This is a genomic window from Hamadaea tsunoensis DSM 44101 (assembly GCF_000428945.1).
Classification (GTDB): domain Bacteria; phylum Actinomycetota; class Actinomycetes; order Mycobacteriales; family Micromonosporaceae; genus Hamadaea; species Hamadaea tsunoensis.
This window is the reverse complement of the sequence record NZ_AUAX01000006.1, coordinates 285,831-303,146: the sequence shown is the minus strand read 5'-3', so window position 1 is coordinate 303,146 and position 17,316 is coordinate 285,831. Positions and strand designations below refer to the sequence as shown.

At 69.9% G+C, this 17,316-nt stretch carries 17 protein-coding genes; 1 reads left to right on the top strand and 16 read right to left on the bottom strand.

Annotated elements, in window-relative coordinates; translation table 11 throughout:
- Window positions 1–93: 93 nt before the first annotated feature.
- The gene (locus tag G401_RS58500) at window positions 94–357 is read right to left on the bottom strand and encodes a BldC family transcriptional regulator (RefSeq protein ID WP_051366610.1); all 264 of its coding nucleotides are present in this window, start codon (window positions 355–357) and stop codon (window positions 94–96) included.
- Window positions 358–610: 253 nt separating this feature from the next.
- On the opposite strand from G401_RS58500, the gene cds1 reads away from it, so the two are divergent.
- Entirely contained in the window at window positions 611–1,702 is a 1,092-nt protein-coding gene (gene cds1 / locus G401_RS0113775) for an L-cysteine desulfhydrase Cds1 (RefSeq protein WP_027342961.1), read from the top strand.
- 39 nt (window positions 1,703–1,741) lie between these two features.
- On the opposite strand, the gene purL is transcribed toward cds1, so the two are convergent.
- From purL to G401_RS0113700, 15 genes are all read right to left on the bottom strand, one after another.
- Complete coding sequence (gene purL / locus G401_RS45545) at window positions 1,742–4,075, bottom strand: phosphoribosylformylglycinamidine synthase subunit PurL (RefSeq protein ID WP_084557149.1); 2,334 nt, start codon at window positions 4,073–4,075, stop codon at window positions 1,742–1,744.
- Entirely contained in the window at window positions 4,072–4,773 is a 702-nt protein-coding gene (gene purQ / locus G401_RS45540; RefSeq protein ID WP_051366609.1) for a phosphoribosylformylglycinamidine synthase subunit PurQ, read from the bottom strand. Before purQ ends, purL begins: the two co-directional genes overlap by 4 nt.
- Entirely contained in the window at window positions 4,770–5,006 is a 237-nt protein-coding gene (gene purS / locus G401_RS0113760) for a phosphoribosylformylglycinamidine synthase subunit PurS (RefSeq protein WP_027342960.1), read from the bottom strand. Before purS ends, purQ begins: the two co-directional genes overlap by 4 nt.
- 90 nt (window positions 5,007–5,096) lie before the next feature.
- Window positions 5,097–5,702 (bottom strand): TMEM165/GDT1 family protein, encoded by a 606-nt coding sequence (locus G401_RS0113755; RefSeq protein ID WP_034591529.1) that lies wholly within the window; start codon window positions 5,700–5,702, stop codon window positions 5,097–5,099.
- Window positions 5,699–7,126 carry an adenylosuccinate lyase gene (purB, locus tag G401_RS0113750; protein ID WP_027342958.1) on the bottom strand — a complete coding sequence of 476 codons (1,428 nt, stop codon included), beginning with the start codon at window positions 7,124–7,126 and terminating at the stop codon, window positions 5,699–5,701. The genes G401_RS0113755 and purB overlap by 4 nt, the downstream gene beginning before the upstream one ends.
- A gap of 74 nt (window positions 7,127–7,200) precedes the next feature.
- Window positions 7,201–7,617 carry an ATP-binding protein gene (locus G401_RS45535; protein ID WP_084557148.1) on the bottom strand — a complete coding sequence of 139 codons (417 nt, stop codon included), beginning with the start codon at window positions 7,615–7,617 and terminating at the stop codon, window positions 7,201–7,203.
- On the bottom strand, window positions 7,614–8,843 hold the full coding sequence (locus G401_RS57645) for a sensor histidine kinase (protein WP_034591527.1): 1,230 nt from the start codon (window positions 8,841–8,843) through the stop codon (window positions 7,614–7,616). Before G401_RS57645 ends, G401_RS45535 begins: the two co-directional genes overlap by 4 nt.
- Before the next feature lie 33 nt (window positions 8,844–8,876).
- A complete protein-coding gene (locus G401_RS0113735; protein WP_034591525.1) occupies window positions 8,877–9,605 on the bottom strand; it encodes a glycerophosphodiester phosphodiesterase in 729 nt (242 codons plus the stop codon).
- A 2-nt stretch (window positions 9,606–9,607) separates the two neighbouring features.
- Complete coding sequence (locus G401_RS0113730) at window positions 9,608–9,934, bottom strand: rhodanese-like domain-containing protein (protein ID WP_034591523.1); 327 nt, start codon at window positions 9,932–9,934, stop codon at window positions 9,608–9,610.
- Between the two features lie 96 nt (window positions 9,935–10,030).
- Window positions 10,031–11,080: an LCP family protein gene (locus G401_RS0113725; RefSeq protein WP_456064518.1), complete on the bottom strand. Its 1,050-nt coding sequence runs from the start codon at window positions 11,078–11,080 to the stop codon at window positions 10,031–10,033.
- A gap of 106 nt (window positions 11,081–11,186) precedes the next feature.
- Window positions 11,187–12,422: an LCP family protein gene (locus G401_RS45530; RefSeq protein WP_064741758.1), complete on the bottom strand. Its 1,236-nt coding sequence runs from the start codon at window positions 12,420–12,422 to the stop codon at window positions 11,187–11,189.
- A gap of 166 nt (window positions 12,423–12,588) precedes the next feature.
- Window positions 12,589–13,869 (bottom strand): LCP family protein, encoded by a 1,281-nt coding sequence (locus G401_RS45525; protein WP_084557144.1) that lies wholly within the window; start codon window positions 13,867–13,869, stop codon window positions 12,589–12,591.
- 94 nt (window positions 13,870–13,963) lie between these two features.
- On the bottom strand, window positions 13,964–14,926 hold the full coding sequence (locus G401_RS0113710; RefSeq protein WP_027342953.1) for an NAD-dependent epimerase/dehydratase family protein: 963 nt from the start codon (window positions 14,924–14,926) through the stop codon (window positions 13,964–13,966).
- A gap of 205 nt (window positions 14,927–15,131) precedes the next feature.
- Window positions 15,132–16,778, bottom strand: coding sequence for a solute symporter family protein (locus G401_RS0113705; protein WP_027342952.1), 1,647 nt, complete (start codon window positions 16,776–16,778; stop codon window positions 15,132–15,134).
- On the bottom strand, window positions 16,775–17,122 hold the full coding sequence (locus G401_RS0113700; protein WP_027342951.1) for a DUF485 domain-containing protein: 348 nt from the start codon (window positions 17,120–17,122) through the stop codon (window positions 16,775–16,777). Before G401_RS0113700 ends, G401_RS0113705 begins: the two co-directional genes overlap by 4 nt.
- Window positions 17,123–17,316 lie beyond the last annotated feature (194 nt).

Here is a 17,316-nt window from a genome sequence, read left to right as displayed (position 1 = left end):
GATCCGGCCGGGCCCCGGCCTGTGGCGCTACGGAGGCGGGGGCACTCCACGATGGATCGCATTCCACGATGGAGGATATGCCCACGCACCCCGTCAATACGATGGGCGCCGCTCGTACGCATCGCTCATGTGCGGGTTGGCGGAATGTCCGCTGGTCGCGGCGCCGCCCGCCTCGGCCAGTTCCGCCTCACCCTCCAGGAGTGCTCGGACTTCCGACTCACGGAACCGGCGATGACCACCCGGCGTACGGATGCTGCCGATCCGACCGGCCGCGGCCCACCGCGTGACGGTCTTCGGATCCACCCGGAACAACGCCGCCACCTCACCGGGTGTCAGCAGGCGATCTCCCGTGTCCACACGCACCTCCTAGTGTCGACGGAGCCCCCATGGATCACGGCCGATAAGCTCGGGCTCCGTGTGGACGTACGATCATTGAATCACCATCAGAGATAGTTATCCCTGAAACTGCCGATTCGTACCATCCACCCAAAATGTCTTGTACTATTTGCGAACCTCCTTCGTATATTCCCTTATCAACGCCCTCTTCGGCACGAGTTAGCCGGAATCCGTCGCGTGATCCTCACCTCCTACCTGCGGTTATTCTGTCCGGATGGAGCAGCTCGACAGATGTTCTGACGACGACCGTGCCTGGGTCACCGAAGCCGTCACCCGCGTCGCGGCCGACGCGCACCGGTCCGCGGACACCCACCTGCTGCCGTTTCCGCTGCCCACGGCGTGGGGGATCGACCTGTACCTCAAGGACGAGTCCGTCCACCCCACCGGCTCGCTCAAGCACCGCCTCGCCCGTTCCCTTTTCCTGTACGCGCTGTGCAACGGCTGGATCCGGCCGGGCACCACGATCGTCGAGGCGTCCTCGGGGTCGACGGCGGTCAGCGAGGCGTACTTCGCGCGGATGCTGGGGCTGCCCTTCGTCGCGGTGATGCCGGCCTCGACCAGCAAGGAGAAGATCGCCCTGATCGAGTTCCAGGGCGGGCAGTGCCATCTCGTCGACGATCCAGCACAGGTCGTCACGGCGGCCCGGCGGCTGGCCGACGAACGCCGCGGTCACTTCATGGACCAGTTCACGTACGCCGAGCGCGCCACCGACTGGCGCGGCAACAACAACATCGCGGAGTCGATCTTCGAGCAGCTGGAACTGGAGCGCCATCCGATCCCGGCGTGGATCGTGGTCGGCGCCGGCACCGGCGGCACTTCGGCGACGATCGGCCGGTACGTCCGCTATCAGCGCCACTGCACCAAGGTGTGCGTGGTCGACCCGGAGAACTCGGCCTTCTACGCGGCCTGGCGGAACGGCGACTGGTCGATCACGACCGGCACCGGCTCGCGGATCGAGGGCATCGGCCGCCAGCGGGTGGAGCAGTCGTTCCAGCCGTCGGTCGTCGACCGGATGATCTCCGTGCCGGACGCGGGCTCGCTGGCCGCGATGCGTACGGCGTCGGAACTGCTCGGACGGCGGGTCGGCGGGTCCACCGGCACGAACCTGTGGGGCGCTTTCAGCCTCATTGCCCAGATGCGGGCGGCCGGGGACACGGGCTCGATCGTCACGCTGCTCTGCGACGGCGGCGAGCGCTATGCCAACACCTACTACGACGACGCCTGGGTACGCGACGCCGGCCTCGACCTGGCCGGGCCGACGGCCACCGTCCGCGATTTCCTCCGGACAGGCGAATGGCGCCCCTGAGCCAGGGACGCCATTCGTTTCCGTCTTCCGTCTTCGGAGCTAGTCCTCCTGGACGACGTTCGTGCTGATGGTCGAGCCGAACAGTCGCGGGAGCGTACCGGTCCAGGCTTCACGCAGTTCGTCGAGCGACACCGAGAACTGCCCCTGTACGCTCAGCGCCGCGCCCTCGGCGGCCACCGTGCCGAGCTTGGTGACGGGCAGCTGCCGCTCCTCGCACAGCGCGGTGAACGCCATCTCGTGGCCCGGCGGAACGGTGACCAGCGCCCGGCCGGTCGACTCGGAGAACAGGTAGACGAAGGGCAGCGTGCCCGTCGACCACTCGGCCGGCAGTTCGACGTCCACGCCGAAGCCGCGCCGGAGGCTGCTCTCGACCAGCGCCTGCGCGAGGCCGCCGTCGGACAGGTCGTGCGCGCTGCGGACCAGGCCGCGGTCGGCCGCCTCGCCCAGCGCCTCGCCCAGCCGGCGCTCGCCCGGCAGGTCGACCTGGGGCGGCGTACCGCCGAGGTGGTTGTGCTCCACCCAGGCCCATTCCGACCCCGACAGCTCCGTACGCGTCGAGCCCAGCAGGAACACGGCGTCGCCCGCGTACGAGAAGCCCATCGGCACCCGCTGCGCCACGTCGTCGTGCACGCCGAGCACGCCGACCACGGGGGTCGGGTGGATGGCGGCCGCGCCGGTCTGGTTGTAGAAGCTGACGTTGCCGCCGGTCACCGGGATGCCCAGTTCCAGGCAGCCGTCGGCGAGACCTCGGACGGCCTCCGCGAACTGCCACATGACCGCCGGGTCCTCCGGCGAGCCGAAGTTCAGGCAGTTCGTCACGGCGACGGGATTCGCACCGGTCACGGCCACGTTCCGGTACGCCTCGGCCAACGCCAGCTGCGCGCCGGCGTACGGGTCGAGGCGGGCGTACCGGGCGTTGCCGTCGAGCGAGATCGCGACACCGAGGCCGGAGTTCTCGTCGATCCGGATCAGGCCGGCGTCCTCCGGCTGCGCGAGGACGGTGTTGCCGAGCACGTAGCGGTCGTACTGCTCGGTGACCCAGCTCTTGTCGCACAGGTTCGGCGAGGCGATCATGCGCAGCAGCAGTGCCCGCAGCCCGTCGCCGTCGGCCGGCTTCGGCAGCGTCTCGGCCCGGTCCGCCTGCAGCAGCGGGAGGTCGTTCGGCTCCTTCAGCGGGCGCGCGTACACCGGGCCGTCGTCCACGAGGCTGCCCGGCGGGACGTCGACGACGGTCTCGCCGTGCCAGGTGATCGTCAGGCGGCCGGCCTTCTCGCCCGGTTCGGGCGCCGTGACGACGCCGATCGGGGTGGCCAGGACGCCCCACAGCTGGGCGATGCCGAGCACCGCGTTGAGCCGCGACGGCTCCACGATGAGCAGCATGCGCTCCTGCGACTCGCTCGCCAGCACCTCGTGCGGCGACATCGACGGCTCGCGCAGCGGCACCGTCTCCAGCTGCACCTTCATGCCGGTCCCGGCGGACGCGCTGGTCTCGGTCAGCGCGCAGGTCAGACCTGCACCACCGAGATCCTGTACGCCGACGATGAGGTCGGCCGCGTACAGCTCCAGGCAGCTCTCGATGAGCAGCTTCTCCATGAACGGGTCGCCGACCTGGACCGACGGCCGGCGCTGCTCGGAGCCCTCGTCGAAGGTGGCGCTGGCCAGGACGGAGACGCCGCCGATGCCGTCGCGGCCGGTCTTGGCCCCCATCAGCACGACGATGTTGCCGGGGCCGTCGGCCTCCTTGCGCTGCAGCCGGTCCACCGGCAGTACGCCCACGCAGAGCGCGTTGACCAGCGGGTTGCCCTGGTAGCAGGGGTCGAAGACGACCTCGCCGCCGATGTTGGGCAGGCCCAGGCAGTTGCCGTAGCCGCCGACGCCCGCGACGACGCCGGGCAGGACCCGGGCGGTGTCGGGGTGGTCGGCCGCGCCGAAGCGCAGCGGGTCCATCACGGCGACCGGGCGGGCGCCCATGGCGAGGATGTCGCGCACGATGCCGCCGACGCCGGTGGCCGCACCCTGGTACGGCTCGACGTAGGACGGGTGGTTGTGCGACTCGACCTTGAAGGTGACCGCGATGTCGTCGCTGATCGCGATGACGCCGGCGTTCTCCCCGATCCCCGCCAGTACCCGCTCGCTGACCGGCTTCTTCTCACCGAACTGGCGCAGATGGATCTTGCTGGACTTGTAGGAGCAGTGCTCGCTCCACATGATCGAGTACATGGCCAGCTCGGACTGGGTCGGCCGGCGGCCCAGGATCTGGCGGATGCGCTCGTACTCGTCGGGCTGCAGGCCCAGCTCGGCGAAGGGTTGCTCCTCGTCCGGCGTCCTGCGGGCCTGCTCGACGGTGTCGAAGTCGATCTCGACCGACGTCACGCCGGCACCTCCTCGGTCGTGGTACGCCGACCCGGCGTGATCGCCTTGAGCACGGACGTGAAGAAGCCGAGGCCGTCCACGGAGGGCCCGGTCAGCAGGTCCACGGCGTGCTCGGGGTGCGGCATGATCCCGACGACGTTGCCCGCCTCGTTGCGGATGGCGGCGATGTCGCGCATCGAGCCGTTCGGGTTCTCGCCGACGTAACGGGCCACGATCTGGCCGTTCGCCTCCAGCTCGTCGAGCAGCTCGGTCGAGCCGACGAAGCAGCCCTCCCCGTTCTTGACCGGGATGACGACCTCCTGGCCGGCCGAGAAGTCGCCGGTCCACGCCGTCGTCGCGTTCTCGATCCGTACGCGCTGGTCGCGGTTGCGGAAGTGCAGGTGCTGATTGCGGGTCAGCGCGCCGGGCAGCAGGTGGGCCTCGCAGAGGATCTGGAAGCCGTTGCAGATGCCGAGCACCGGCAGCCCGTCACGGGCCTCGCGGGCGATGGTCTCCATCACCGGCGCGAACCGCGCGATCGCGCCGCAGCGCAGGTAGTCGCCGTACGAGAAGCCGCCCGGCAGCACCACGGCGTCGACGCCGTGCAGCTCGGGATCGGCGTGCCAGAGGCGTACGGCCTCGGCGCCGGCGTAACGCGCGGCGCGGGCCGCGTCCCCGTCGTCCAGTGACCCGGGGAAGGTCACGACACCGATCTTCACTGCTCTACCCGGACGGTGTAGTCCTCGATCACCGGGTTGGCGAGCAGCTTGTCGGCGATCTCACGGGCCTTGTCCAGATCCACCTCGCCGGAAAAGTCGATCTCGACCCGACGGCCGATCCGTACCGAGGCGACGTCGCTGACGCCTAGGCGGGGAAGGGCGCCGGCGACCGCCTGCCCCTGAGGGTCCAGAATTTCGGGCTTGAGCATGACGTCTACCACGACGCGAGCCACGGGCTATCTCCTGCCAGTTCGTAGCGGGGCCGAGCCCAGCCTACCTGCCGCTATGCGAACACTTCTCCGCGGCCCACTCGCCGGAGAAGATCACGCGAGAGAGACGACCGTCAGTGTGGCCAAGATCGCACAGACGGCCGCGCCGATGTACCGGATGACCGACAGCCGGATCCGGCGCAGCAGCCACCGGCCGAGCAGCACGGCCGCGCCGGCCACCAGAATGAGCGCCACCCAGGAGCCCAGGCCCACCGCGATCGGGTGCCCGCCGCGGGCCACGAGACCCGCCGTCATCAGCTGCGACAGGTCGCCCCACTCGGCGGCGAACAGCACCACGAAGCTCGCGATCGCGGCCCGCCAGCCGGTCTTCGCGCCGGTCGCCTTGGCGGCGTACTCGCGCTCGGTCTCGGCCTCCTCGGCGTCGACGTTGCGGGCGCCGCGGAAGAGGATCACGGCACCGGCCGCGAACATGAGCGCCGCGAAGATCGTGATCGGCATCCGGGGCAGCTTCGAGAGCAGTGCTCCCGCCAGGACCGCCACCGCGCACTGCACGGCGAAGGCGGCGCTCACACCCAGCCAGACCGGGAGCGGGCGGTAACGCGTACTCAGGACGAGGGTGGCGATGAAGGTCTTGTCCGGCAGCTCGACCGGAACGATGAGGATGAACGCGGTGAAAAAGGCGATCAACCACTCACTCACAGGATTGCCCCAGGGACGTACGCGGCAGCGGCGGGATGAGCCTCGACGGCCGCCTCGACCTGGCGGACGATCTCGGCGACCTGGGCCGACGCGGCCCCGACGAAGGCCGCCCGGTCCTTGACGAGAGCATCGATCTCGGCCCGGGTGAGGCCGAGCCGGCCGTCGGCGGCGAGGCGGTCGAACAGGTCGTTGCCGGGCAGCCCGCGCTCGCGCATGTCCAGCGCGACGGCGACGGCGTGCTCCTTGATCACTTCGTGCGCGGTCTCCCGGCCGACGCCCTTGCGGACGGCGGCGACGAGGATCTTGGTTGTGGCCAGGAACGGCAGGAAGCGCTCCAGCTCCCGCTCCACCACGGCCGGGTACGCGCCGAACTCGTCCAGCACCGTCAGCAGGGTCTGGAACAGCCCGTCGAGAGCGAAGAAGGCGTCCGGCAGGGCGACCCGGCGCACGACCGAGCACGAGACGTCGCCCTCGTTCCACTGGTCGCCGGCCAGCTCGCCGGCCATCGACAGGTAGCCGCGGACGACCACGGCGAGGCCGTTGATCCGCTCGCTGGAACGGGTGTTCATCTTGTGCGGCATCGCCGACGAGCCGACCTGCCCGGGCTTGAAGCCCTCGGTGGCCAGCTCCTGGCCGACCATCAGCCGGATCGTGGTGGCCAGGCTGGACGGTCCGGCCGCGGCCTGGGCCAGCGCGGAGAGCACGTCGAGGTCGAGCGAGCGGGGGTAGACCTGGCCGACGCTGACGAGGACGCGCGAGAAGCCGAGGTGCCGCGCGACCGCCTGCTCCAGCTCGGCGACCTTGGTGGAATCCCCATCCAGCAGATCGAGCTGGTCCGCGGAGGTCCCGACCGGCCCCTTGATCCCCCGCAGCGGGTACCGGACCAGCAGCTCCTCCACCCGCTCGTACGCGAGCAGCAGCTCCTGGGCCGCGCTGGCGAACCGCTTGCCGAGGGTGGTGGCCTGGGCGGCGACGTTGTGCGAGCGGCCGGCGATGACGAGGTCGTCGTAGCGCACCGCGAGGGCGGCGAGCCGGGCCAGCGAGGCCACCATCCGATCGCGGACGAGGGCGAGGGAGTCGCGGATCTGCAGCTGCTCGACGTTCTCGGTGAGGTCGCGGGAGGTCATGCCCTTGTGCACGTGCTCGTGCCCGGCCAGGGCGCCGAACTCCTCGATGCGGGCCTTGACGTCGTGCCGGGTGACCCGCTCCCGCTCGGCGATCGAGTCGAGGTCAACCTGGTCGAGCACCCGCTCGTACGCCTCGACGACGCCGTCCGGCACGGCCACGCCCAGATCGCGCTGGGCTTTGAGGACGGCGATCCAGAGCTTCCGCTCGGCCCTGATCTTCTCCTCGGGCGCCCAGATCGACACCATCTCTGCGGAGGCGTAGCGGCCGGCGAGGACGTTGGGAATGGCTGCGGTCACGACCTCATCCTACGGAAGCCGGTCGGCGCCGCCCGGCGCCCGCCCCTTACTTGATGATCATGAGGTGCGGACGGTCAGCCGATCTCGGCCCAGACGCTCTGGCCGAGCCCGTCACGCTCGACACCCCAGCGCCGCGACAGCGCCTCGACGATGGTCAGCCCGCGGCCGTCCACCTCGTCCGGACCGGCCGACCGGGGCAGGGGCACCTCGGCGGCGCCGCCGTCGGTCACGCGTACCTCGACGGCGCGGACACCGGCGAGCTCACGGACGCGCCAGGCGACCCGGACGACCCCGCCGGGCAGGGGTCCGGCATGGCGGACGGCGTTGCCGACCAGCTCGGCGACGACGGCGACGACATCGGCCAGCATGGCCGGCGGGAGGAGCTCGGACAGTTCGGCGGCGAGGCGGTGCCGGGCCTGCTGTGCACCCCGCGCGTGATGAGGGACCACCACGCACCACGCACGCTCAGCGATGGCCATCGTCACGCTCATGCCTCCCCGGACCGAACACGGTCCCCTCGTGGCAGCCGTACCTCTGCGACGGTACCTCCTCCATCTCGTGGACGTAAGGACACCCAACCGTTCTGTCGCTCAATAGTCTTTCGGACGAGATATAGGCCCAGTCCGACCCCGTGCCGCGCGGTGATGTCATGATCCGTGCCCTGCCAGTACCGTTCGAAGGCCAGTTCGACCTCGTCCGGGCGTACACCGACACCCCGATCGGCCACCCGGTAGTAGACGGTTCCCTCATCGGCCCCCGCCGACAGGGTGACCGGCTCGGCGGGCGTCGAGTACTTGTCGCCGTTCGTCACCAGTTCGGTCAACACCATCTCGACGTCGGCGCGCAGCCCCCAGGCCGGCGGAAGGCGCGCGGGCAGCTGCACCACGAGCCGCCGCCGCAGGCTCGCGGGCAGTTCCGAGACCGCCGTACGCAGCGCCTCCACCATGTCGAACGAGGTCAGCGCGGCATCGGCCGGACCGCCGACGGCACTGGTGAGCAGCCGGTCCACGAGACGGGCGAGTTCTCCCGAACGCTGGCCGATGACCCGGATCGCGTCCATCCGCGCCTGGGGGTCGAGCTGGTCCCAGTGATCGTTGAGCGTGTCGGCGTACCCCTTGATCACGGTCACCGGCGTACGCAGCTCGTGGCTGGCCATCGCGATGAACAGCCCGCGCTCGGAGATGTCCCCGGTACGCCCGACGCCCGGCAGGCCGTCGCCGAGGATGGGCAGGCCGACCTGGTCCAGGTAGAGGTGGGCGGCCACGGCGGCGGACCAGCGCATGATCGCGATCTCGTCCTCGGGGTCGCCGCCCGGGCCGCCGCCGAAGACCGCCGTGATCGAGGCGATGACGCGGCCGCGTACCTGCGCCCCGGCGACGAGCAGCCGGTGTACGCCGAGCGCCTTGAGATGTTCGGCGGCCAGCGGCTGGATGTCCTCCACCGCGTACGCGTGCACACCCGAACCGGCCCGCACCTCGTGCGACTTGCTGGTGTCGCCGTCGAAGCGGATGCCGACGAACGGCGCGACGATGCCGCTGGCGGCGATCACGCGACCGTCGTTGTCCACGTACTCGGAGGCGGCGGCGCCCAGCGCGCCGAGCGCGCGATGGCTGGCCTCCAGGACCTCGCCGATGGCGGGCAGGCCGGCGCCCCCCGCGTTGACACGCTCCAGCGTGGCGGTCAGTTCCGCCAGCAGCGACCGCGAGCGCGCTCCCACGCGGTAGATCCTGCCGTCCGCACGCTCCGTGCGCTAGAGCACGCCCCCGAGGAGGTGATTTCGCACCTCGGCGGGACGGTCGGTGATGATGGCGTCGGCGCCGAGCCCGACCACGAGATCCACGTCGGCGAGCTCGTTGACCGTCCAGATGTAGACGTCGTTGCCCCGGGCCTTGAGCCGCCGGACCAGGTCCGGGCGGCGGCGGACGAGTTCCAGGCCGGGGCCGGCGATCCGGGCGCCGAACGGCAGCCGGCTCGGCTTGAGGCCCGGCGGGATCAGGTCGAGCAGCTGCACGCGGGGCAGCGTGGGGGCGAGCGCCCGGACGCGGCGGACGGCCAGCGGCGAGAACGACATCATCGTCACCGCCACCTGCTCGCCGGCGCGCGGCCGGTCCAGCCCCTGCCGGCGCAGCAGCGCCAGCAGCCGCTGCTCGACCGCCTTGCCGTAGCGGTTGGGATGCTTGGTCTCGACCAGCAGCTTCACCGGGCGGCCGGCGCCGCGGGCCAGCTCGATCAGCTCCTCCAGGGTCATCACCCCGGCCCCCCGCAACTCGGGCACCGATCGCCGGGAGACCGGCCCGCGCAGCTCCGTCGTCCGGTCCAGCACCCGGTCGTGCATGAGGACCAGCTGCCCGTCGCGGCTGAGCCGCACGTCGCACTCCAGCCCGTCCGCCCCGTCCGCCAGAGCCTTCTCGTACGCGGGGCGGGTGTGCTCGGGATATGCGGCGGACGCACCGCGGTGTGCGATGACCAGCGGACGCATCGTCAGAGCACCCGCGCCGGCTGGCCGTCCTCGCTGACCATCGGACGACCGGCGGCGGCCCAGTCGAGCATTCCGCCGTCGAGGTTGGCGACGTTGTCGTACCCCTGATGCATCAGGTACGCGACGACCTGCCCGGACCGGCCGCCGGAACGGCACACCACGACCACGTCGCCGTCGCGCGGGATCTCGTCGAGGCGTACGGGGACGTCCATCATCGGCAGGTGGGTGGCGCCCGGCGCGTGCCCGGCCGTCCACTCCTCGGGTTCACGCACGTCCAGCAGGTACGCCCCGTCGGGAACCTGGCCGGCCTCGGTCACAGGAATCTGCACGAGAGCAAGGCTAACGCGTGCGCCGGCAGGCGCCCGGCTCGGCCACACGTGTGTGCGCCGAACGTGATTGCGGGCGCCCGCGTCCCGCAAGGAATCTCAGCCCAGGGGATTGATCCAGTCTCCGTGGGCGGTGGCCCAGGTGCTCAACGTGGCCGACCGCATCGCGGCGAACAGTCCCGCGCTCTCGTCGTCGAGGAAGACGTAGGAGATGTCGTCGACGTCTTCGGGATGGCTCGGCAGGCGTACGCCGGTCAGGCTGTCCGGGCCGAGGTGGCGCAGGCCGAGGAGGAGATCGGGGAGCGACGCGCCGCCCGTGTCCACGGTAAGGGTGTCGCCGACCGCGCGGATCAGGGCGTCCAGCTTCAGCGGGTTGTACGCGACTCCGCCGTCCCCGGCCCGTTTGAAGATCGCCTTGAGCAGCTGCTGCTGGTGGCGCTGCCGGTCGTAGTCGCCGTCGGGCAGGTTGTAGCGCTGCCGGGAGTAGTCGAGGGCGTCGGTGCCGTTCATCATCCGGCAGCCGACCGTGAAGTGCTTGCCGGTGTGGATCGAGGTGACGTCGTGGTCGACGCAGAGGTTCACGCCGCCGAGCAGGTCGATCACCTTGCGGAAGCCCGAGAACTCGATGATCGCCGCGCCGTCGAACTTGACCCCGGTCAGCTTGGTCAACGTGGCCGACAGCAGCTGTACGCCCCGCGGACCGCCGCCGCCGTAGTCGTAGGCCGCATTGATCTTGTCGCTGCCGCCCTCGAAGTTCTTGTAGGCCGGGATGTCCACGTACAGGTCGCGCGGGATCGAGACGAGGTAGACGTGCCGCAGGTCGCGATCCACCTGGGCGATGATGATCGTGTCCGACCGCTGGCCGGCGTCCGGATCGGTCGCCCGCCGGTCCGAGCCCACGAGCAGGTAGTTCAGCGGGCCCTTGATCGTCGACTGGCGGAGCTTGGCCATCGGGTCGGGCGTGTTCGGGTCCGCCTGCCGGGCGGTCGCGTCGAGCAGCTGTCCCCGGTGCACGGCCGCGTCGTACCGGTGGATCATCGCGCGCACGCTGAACGCCCCACCGACCAGCAGCGTCAGCGTCAGCACGACGGCTCCCGCCACGATCAGCGGCCACCTGCTCAGCAGCCGATCCGACTTGTGCGGCCTCACGAAGGCTCCTCACGAACGGTGGGGTGATCCCTGCTCACATTAGGAGAGATCGCCGTCCGTTGAGGACGCTTTGTTGGTTTTCGAGGCGTACCGCAGGGTTTCCGGGTTATCCCGCTGTTTTGTCCAGAATCAGATACTGGGGATTGTCCGAGATGAACTCGCCGAGGCTGTCGTTCTGGGCCGCCGCGAACATCTCCTTCGTCCCCGCTGTGATCCCTTCACCGGAGCCCACCTCGGAGTGCGCGTACGTGCCGGCGTTGGTCTTCAGCGCGGTGAGGTCCGAGCCGGCCAGCGACTTCAACGTGAAGATGAAGTCGTCCAGCGGTACGCCGCGGGTGTCCATCTTCAACGACGCACCGGCCGCCTTGACCAGTGCCGACAGCTTGCTCGGATTGGAGATGACGCCGGCGCTGGCCGCCTTCTTCGCCATCGACTTCAGCAGCTGCTGCTGGTGACGCTGCCGGTCGTAGTCGCTGTTGGGCAGGCCGTAGCGCTGCCGCGAGTAGTCCAGCGCCTCCCAGGGCGCCATGTCCCGGCAGCCCTTCTTGTGGATCCAGCTGTTGGACAGCTTGTGGTCGCCCTTGTAGTTGTAGTACTCGGGATTGCCCGCGTCGTTCTTGACGTAGTGGCTCGACCAGGTGTCCTGCTCGACGCAGAGGTGCACGCCGCCCATGGCCGCGATGACGTTCTTGAAGCCGTTGAAGTCGATGACGACGACACCGTTGAACTGGATGCCGGTCAGGTTCTGCACCGTCTTCAGCATCAGGCCCGCGCCACCCTGCCAGCCCTGCTTGCGCTGGGAGCCGTAGAAGTAGGCAGCGTTGATCTTGTCGTAGGGCTCGCCGGGGAAGCCGGACTTCTCCCAGCTGGGAATGGGCACCTCGGCGTCCCGCGGTATCGAGATCAGGTACGCCTGGTCGTGCGACGCCGGGATGTGCAGGATGATGATCGTGTCGGCCCGGGACACGTCCTCCGCCCACCCGGTACGCGTGTCCAGCCCGAGCAGCAGGATGTTGATCGCACCCTTGAGGGCGTTGCCGGCCGCGACCGGGGCCGGCCCGGTGCCCGACTCGTCGACGCTGCCGGTCTCGATGGCGCTGGTCAGATCGCCCATGAAGGACTTGGCGACGGCCACGCCGCCGAAGCCGATCAGGGCCACCATCGCGCCGAACGCGAGCACCAGTTTGGACCACAGTGGACTGCTCGCCCGCTTCGGCCGCCGGGGCTTCAGCCCGTGGCCGGACTTCGAGCGCACCACCGTGCCGCCAGAACGAAGAGGTGACGGGCCGTCCTGCGCGCTGCCGTCGTCCTGGCCGCCGGCCGCCGGCCGACCCGGGCTCATCCTCGACGGCATGCGACTCCCCTCGTTGAACGCGTACCCACGCATGTATGACGTGGGGAGGCACGCGGCGCGTTGCCCGTAGGCGCAACACCGTAGACAGCGAGTGTTACGCATTGCCACTCCGCCGCGGTGCGCCGGGCGACTTTTCGGGCTTATGCCGGGAATCTCACGAGGTCGCGGACGGCTTACCCGTCGGATGGGCGGCTATGTAGGCGTCCATGGTGTCCTTCGCCATCGCGTCGTACAGCGCGAGCGCGTTGGGCTTGTCCGAGACCACGACACTCTCGCCGTCGCGCGTCTCGCTGCCCAGGTTCGGGCTGGTCATGAAGGCCAAGTTGTTGCTGCGCAGGCCGCGGAACTGCAGCACCATGTCGGTCAACGCGAAGTCCTTGTCCACAGTGACGGCTTTTGTGATGGTCTGTAGGAAGGAGTTCAGTTTGAGCGGATCGGTGAGCGTACCGGCGGACGTGGCCTTGTCCAGCAGGGCGCGCAGCAGGGCCTGCTGATGGCGTACGCGGGCGAAGTCACCGTCGGCGAACTGCTTGCGCTGGCGGACGTAGTCGAGGGCCTGGGACCCGTTGAAGTGGTGGTTGCCCTTGGTGAAGACCCGGTGCGCGCCGTGGATCGAGGTGATCGTCTGGTCGACGTACATGTCCACGCCGCCGAGGGCGTCGACGACCGCCTCCAGGCCGCCGAAGTTGATCGAGACCACGTGGTCGATGCGTACGCCGGTGTAGTTCTCCACGGTCTGCACCGCGAGCGGGAGGCCGCCCCAGGCGAACGCGGCGTTGATCTTCGCGTAGGTGTTGCCGTAGGGGCTGGACTGGCTCTTGGGCACGAAGACGTAGAGGTCCCGTGGCAACGACACCAGGTACGCCTTGTCGTGCGAGGCCGGGATGTGCACGAGCACGATGGTGTCGGCGCGCCACTGGCTGGCGGTGGAGACGTCCGTGTCGGGATCGCGGGAGTCGCTGCCGAGCAGCAGGATGTTGAGCGCGCCGTCCACGGTCTTCACCGGACGGTTGCCGACGATGGACGAGAACGGGTCGGTCTTCTGCAGCTTGTTGTTGAGGTTGTGGCCGTAGAGCCACAGGCCGCCCGCGGTCAGCAGGCCGATGACGAGCACGGCGACGCCGGCCACCAGGGCGATGCGGTCCCAGCGGGGCTTGATCTTGCGCTTGGGCGGCAGCCCGGCACCGGCGCCCGCCGCCGTCCTGCCCGCCGGGGTCCGGCCGGGGCCGCCACCAGGCCGGCCGGCATCCTTCCGGCCGGTGTCCCGGCGGTTGGCCGAGCCGCTGCCGCCGCGCGACCGGCCCGGGCCGCCGACACTCGCGCGACCGCTGGCCCGGCTCCCGCCGCCGTTCTCCGCCGGCGTGCCGTCCGGCTGATCGTCATCGTCGCGGTCCCTGCGCGGACGGCCGTACACGCCCCCGGATGAGTTCGCCATGGCTCCAGGGTACGGAGAAGGGCGACAACCGGCCGCATGATCGACACGTGCCCGACAGTGTGTCCGGCGCCTCCCGCGTACGCGGTGGTGCGGGTCAGGCGTGCGAGCGGAAGTACTCGATCGTGGCGAGCAGGCCCTCGTCCGGTCCGACGGCCGGCTCGTAGCCCAGCTTGGTACGCGCCTGGGTCAGATCCGGCCGGCGCCGCTCGGGGTCGTCCGAGCCGCGCTCGGTGAAGATGATCTCCGACTGGGAGCCGCTCAGCGCGACGATCCGCTCGGCCAGCTCCCGCATGGTCATCTCGTGCTCGGTGCCGCAGTTGATCGGACCGGACTCGCCCGAGTCGAGCAGCGCGAGGATGCCGCGGACCAGGTCGTCGACGAAGCAGATCGACCGCGTCTGCCGTCCGGAGCCGTGGACCGTCACCGGCTCGCCGCGCAGCGCCTGCGAGATGAAGGTCGGGATGGCCCGGCCGTCGTTGGGCCGCATCCGGGGGCCGTAGGTGTTGAAGATCCGCACGATCGCGGTGTCCACCCCGTGGAACCGCCGGTACGCCATCACGGCCGCTTCGCTGAACCGCTTCGCCTCGTCGTAGACGCTGCGTACGCCGATCGGGTTGACGTTGCCCCAGTAGGTCTCCGGCTGCGGGTGCACGAGCGGATCCCCGTACGCCTCGGACGTCGAGGCCATGAGGAACCGGGCCCGGTCCTGCAGCGCGCGGTCGAGCAGGTGGAAGGTGCCGTAGGAGCCGACCTTGAGGATCTCCACCGGCAGCAGCGCGAAGTCCGTCGGGCTGGCCGGGGAGGCCATGTGCAGGACGGCGTCGAACCGGCCGCCGAGGTCCGCCGGCAGCCCCTCGGAGACGTCCGCCTTCACGAGGGTGAACTTCGGATTGTCGGCCTGGTGGGCGACGTTGGCCGGCGACCCGGTCACGAAGTTGTCGACGGCCACGACCTCGCAGCCGCGCCCGAGCAGGGCATCCACGACGTGCGAGGGCACGAAGCCCGCGCCGCCCGAGACGAGAACCCGATGACCTTCGCCGAACCGCTGCTCCACCATGCCCCGACCTTACCCAAGGCCGGCCGTCCGCACGGCCCTGGCCCCTGCCCCGCCCGGCAGCCCGCCCGTACGCCCAAGATCCCGCTTGGATCAGGTGAATCACCCGGATCATGAGCCAAGATTCGGGTGCCGACCGTGATCCAAGCGGGATCTTGAGGACTCCTGGGCCCGCCGGAGCGGCCGGCCCAGGAGGTCCCCCGGAGCGTCAGTGGGCGCCGGCCCCCGTGATCGACCGGACCTCCAGCTCGGCGTACTTCTCGACGGAGCTGGGCTCGCTGGACAGCAGGGTCCCGATCCAGCCGCAGAGGAAGCCGATCGGGATCGAGATGATGCCCGGGTTGGACAGCGGGAACCAGGCGAAGTCCGCGTGCGGGAACCACGACGTGGCTGCGCCCGACACGACGGGCGAGAACGCGACCAGGCCGACGGCCGAGATGAGACCGCCGTAGATGGCCGCGGTCGCGCCGACCGTCGTGAACCTCTTCCAGAACAGGCTGTAGAGGATCGCCGGCAGGTTGCCCGAGGCCGCCACCGCGAAGGCGAGCGCGACGAGGAACGCCACGTTCAGCTTCTGCGCGAAGATCGCGAGAACGATCGACAGCGCACCGATGACCAGCGCGGACACCCGGGCGACCCTGATCTCCTGCCGCTCGGTGGCCTGGCCGCGCTTGACCACGTTGGCGTAGAAGTCGTGCGAGACCGACGAGGACGACGCCAGCGTCAGGCCCGCGACGACCGCGAGGATCGTGGCGAAAGCGACCGCCGCGATCACCGCCAGCAGCGACGCGCCGCCGACGTCACCGCCCAGGAACCGCTTGCCGAGCGCCTCGGCGAGCTGCGGGGCCGCGGTGTTGCCGGCCGCGTCCTGCGCCTTGATCGCCTTGCCGCCCACCATCGCCGCCGCGCCGAAGCCGAGCGCCAGGGTGAGCAGGTAGAACAGGCCGATGATGCCGATCGCCCACAGCACGCTGCGGCGTGCGGTCCGCGCCGTCGGCACCGTGTAGAACCGGATCAGGATGTGCGGCAGGCCGGCCGTGCCGAGCACGAGCGCCAGGCCGAGCGAGAGCAGGTCCATCTTGTTGTAGAAGGTCTGCGTCGCGTTGCCCGCGACCTCCTTGCCGTACCGCAGGCCCGGCTCCAGGAAGGCCGAGCCGCTGCCCGACTTCTCCGCCGCCGCGCCGAGCAGGCTCGACAGATTGAACTTGTACGCCGACAGCACCAGGATTGTCATCAGGATGGCCCCGCCCATGAGCAGGAACGCCTTGACGATCTGCACGTAGGTGGTGCCCTTCATGCCGCCGACGACCACGTAGACGATCATCAGGGCGCCGATGAGGATGATGGTGGCGACCTTGGCCGTGTCCGCCGACATGCCGAGGAAGGTCGAGCCCGGCTTGATCCCGAGCAGCAGGGCGACCAGCGAACCGGCGCCGACCATCTGGGCGATCAGGTAGAAGATCGACACGACGACCGTCGAGAGCGAGGCGGCCGCGCGTACCGGGCGCTGCTTGAGGCGGAACGCCAGCGCGTCGGCCATCGTGTAGCGGCCCGCGTTGCGCAGGAACTCCGCCACCAGCAGCAGCGCCACGAGCCAGGCGACCAGGAAGCCGATGGAGTAGAGGAAGCCGTCGTAGCCGAACAGCGCGATCAGGCCGGCGATGCCGAGGAACGACGCCGCCGACATGTAGTCGCCGCCGATCGCCATGCCGTTCTGGAAGGCCGAGAACGAACGGCCGCCGGCGTAGAAGTCCGTCGCCGTCCGGGTCTGGCGGCTGGCCCAGATCGTGATGCCCAGCGTCACCGCCACCAGGACGAGGAACAGGATGATCGTGAGCGTACGGGCGTTGGTCACTGGTCTCCTCCCTCGATCCGGGCCTTGATCGCGTCGGCCTGGCCGTCGATGTTGCGGTCGGCGAACCGGGCGTACGCCCAGGCGATGAGGAAGGTGCTCAGGAACTGCAGCAGCCCGAAGACGAGGGCCACGTTGATGTTCCCGAACAGGACCTTGCCCATGAAGTCCCGGGCGTACGCCGACAGCACGACGTAGAGGGCGTACCAGAGGAGGAAGGCGACCGTCATCGGGAAGACGAACCTGCGAAGGGCTCGGCGCAACGACTGGAACTCGGGCGACTGCTGGACCGCCGCGTACGAGTCGTCGGTGGCAGGTGGTGCTTCGGGAGGTGGAGCCGTGGTCATCGGTAGATCACCGCCGGGAGCGCGAGGCCCGCAGACGTTCGGGCCGGGTGCCTGCGGACCCTAGGCTGGTCGCGACCGTTGACCTAGGCGTTGACCGGTGGGCGTCGGCCGATGCGCCGAACGGTCGGCCCACTGCGCCGAGTGACCTGAGTCACACCACTGGGCGCACGGTGACCGGCCGGCGACGCCGGGTC

What these genes read in the sequence shown, in the direction of transcription:
- cds1 (WP_027342961.1), top strand. Translation starts at nt 611, where the DNA reads ATGGAGCAGCTCGACAGATGTTCTGACGACGACCGTGCCTGGGTCACC.
- G401_RS45535 (WP_084557148.1), bottom strand. Translation starts at nt 7,617, where the DNA reads ATGAGCGTGACGATGGCCATCGCTGAGCGTGCGTGGTGCGTGGTGGTC.
- G401_RS0113735 (WP_034591525.1), bottom strand. Translation starts at nt 9,605, where the DNA reads ATGCGTCCGCTGGTCATCGCACACCGCGGTGCGTCCGCCGCATATCCC.
- G401_RS45530 (WP_064741758.1), bottom strand. Translation starts at nt 12,422, where the DNA reads ATGAGCCCGGGTCGGCCGGCGGCCGGCGGCCAGGACGACGGCAGCGCG.
- G401_RS45525 (WP_084557144.1), bottom strand. Translation starts at nt 13,869, where the DNA reads ATGGCGAACTCATCCGGGGGCGTGTACGGCCGTCCGCGCAGGGACCGC.
- G401_RS0113710 (WP_027342953.1), bottom strand. Translation starts at nt 14,926, where the DNA reads ATGGTGGAGCAGCGGTTCGGCGAAGGTCATCGGGTTCTCGTCTCGGGC.
- G401_RS0113700 (WP_027342951.1), bottom strand. Translation starts at nt 17,122, where the DNA reads ATGACCACGGCTCCACCTCCCGAAGCACCACCTGCCACCGACGACTCG.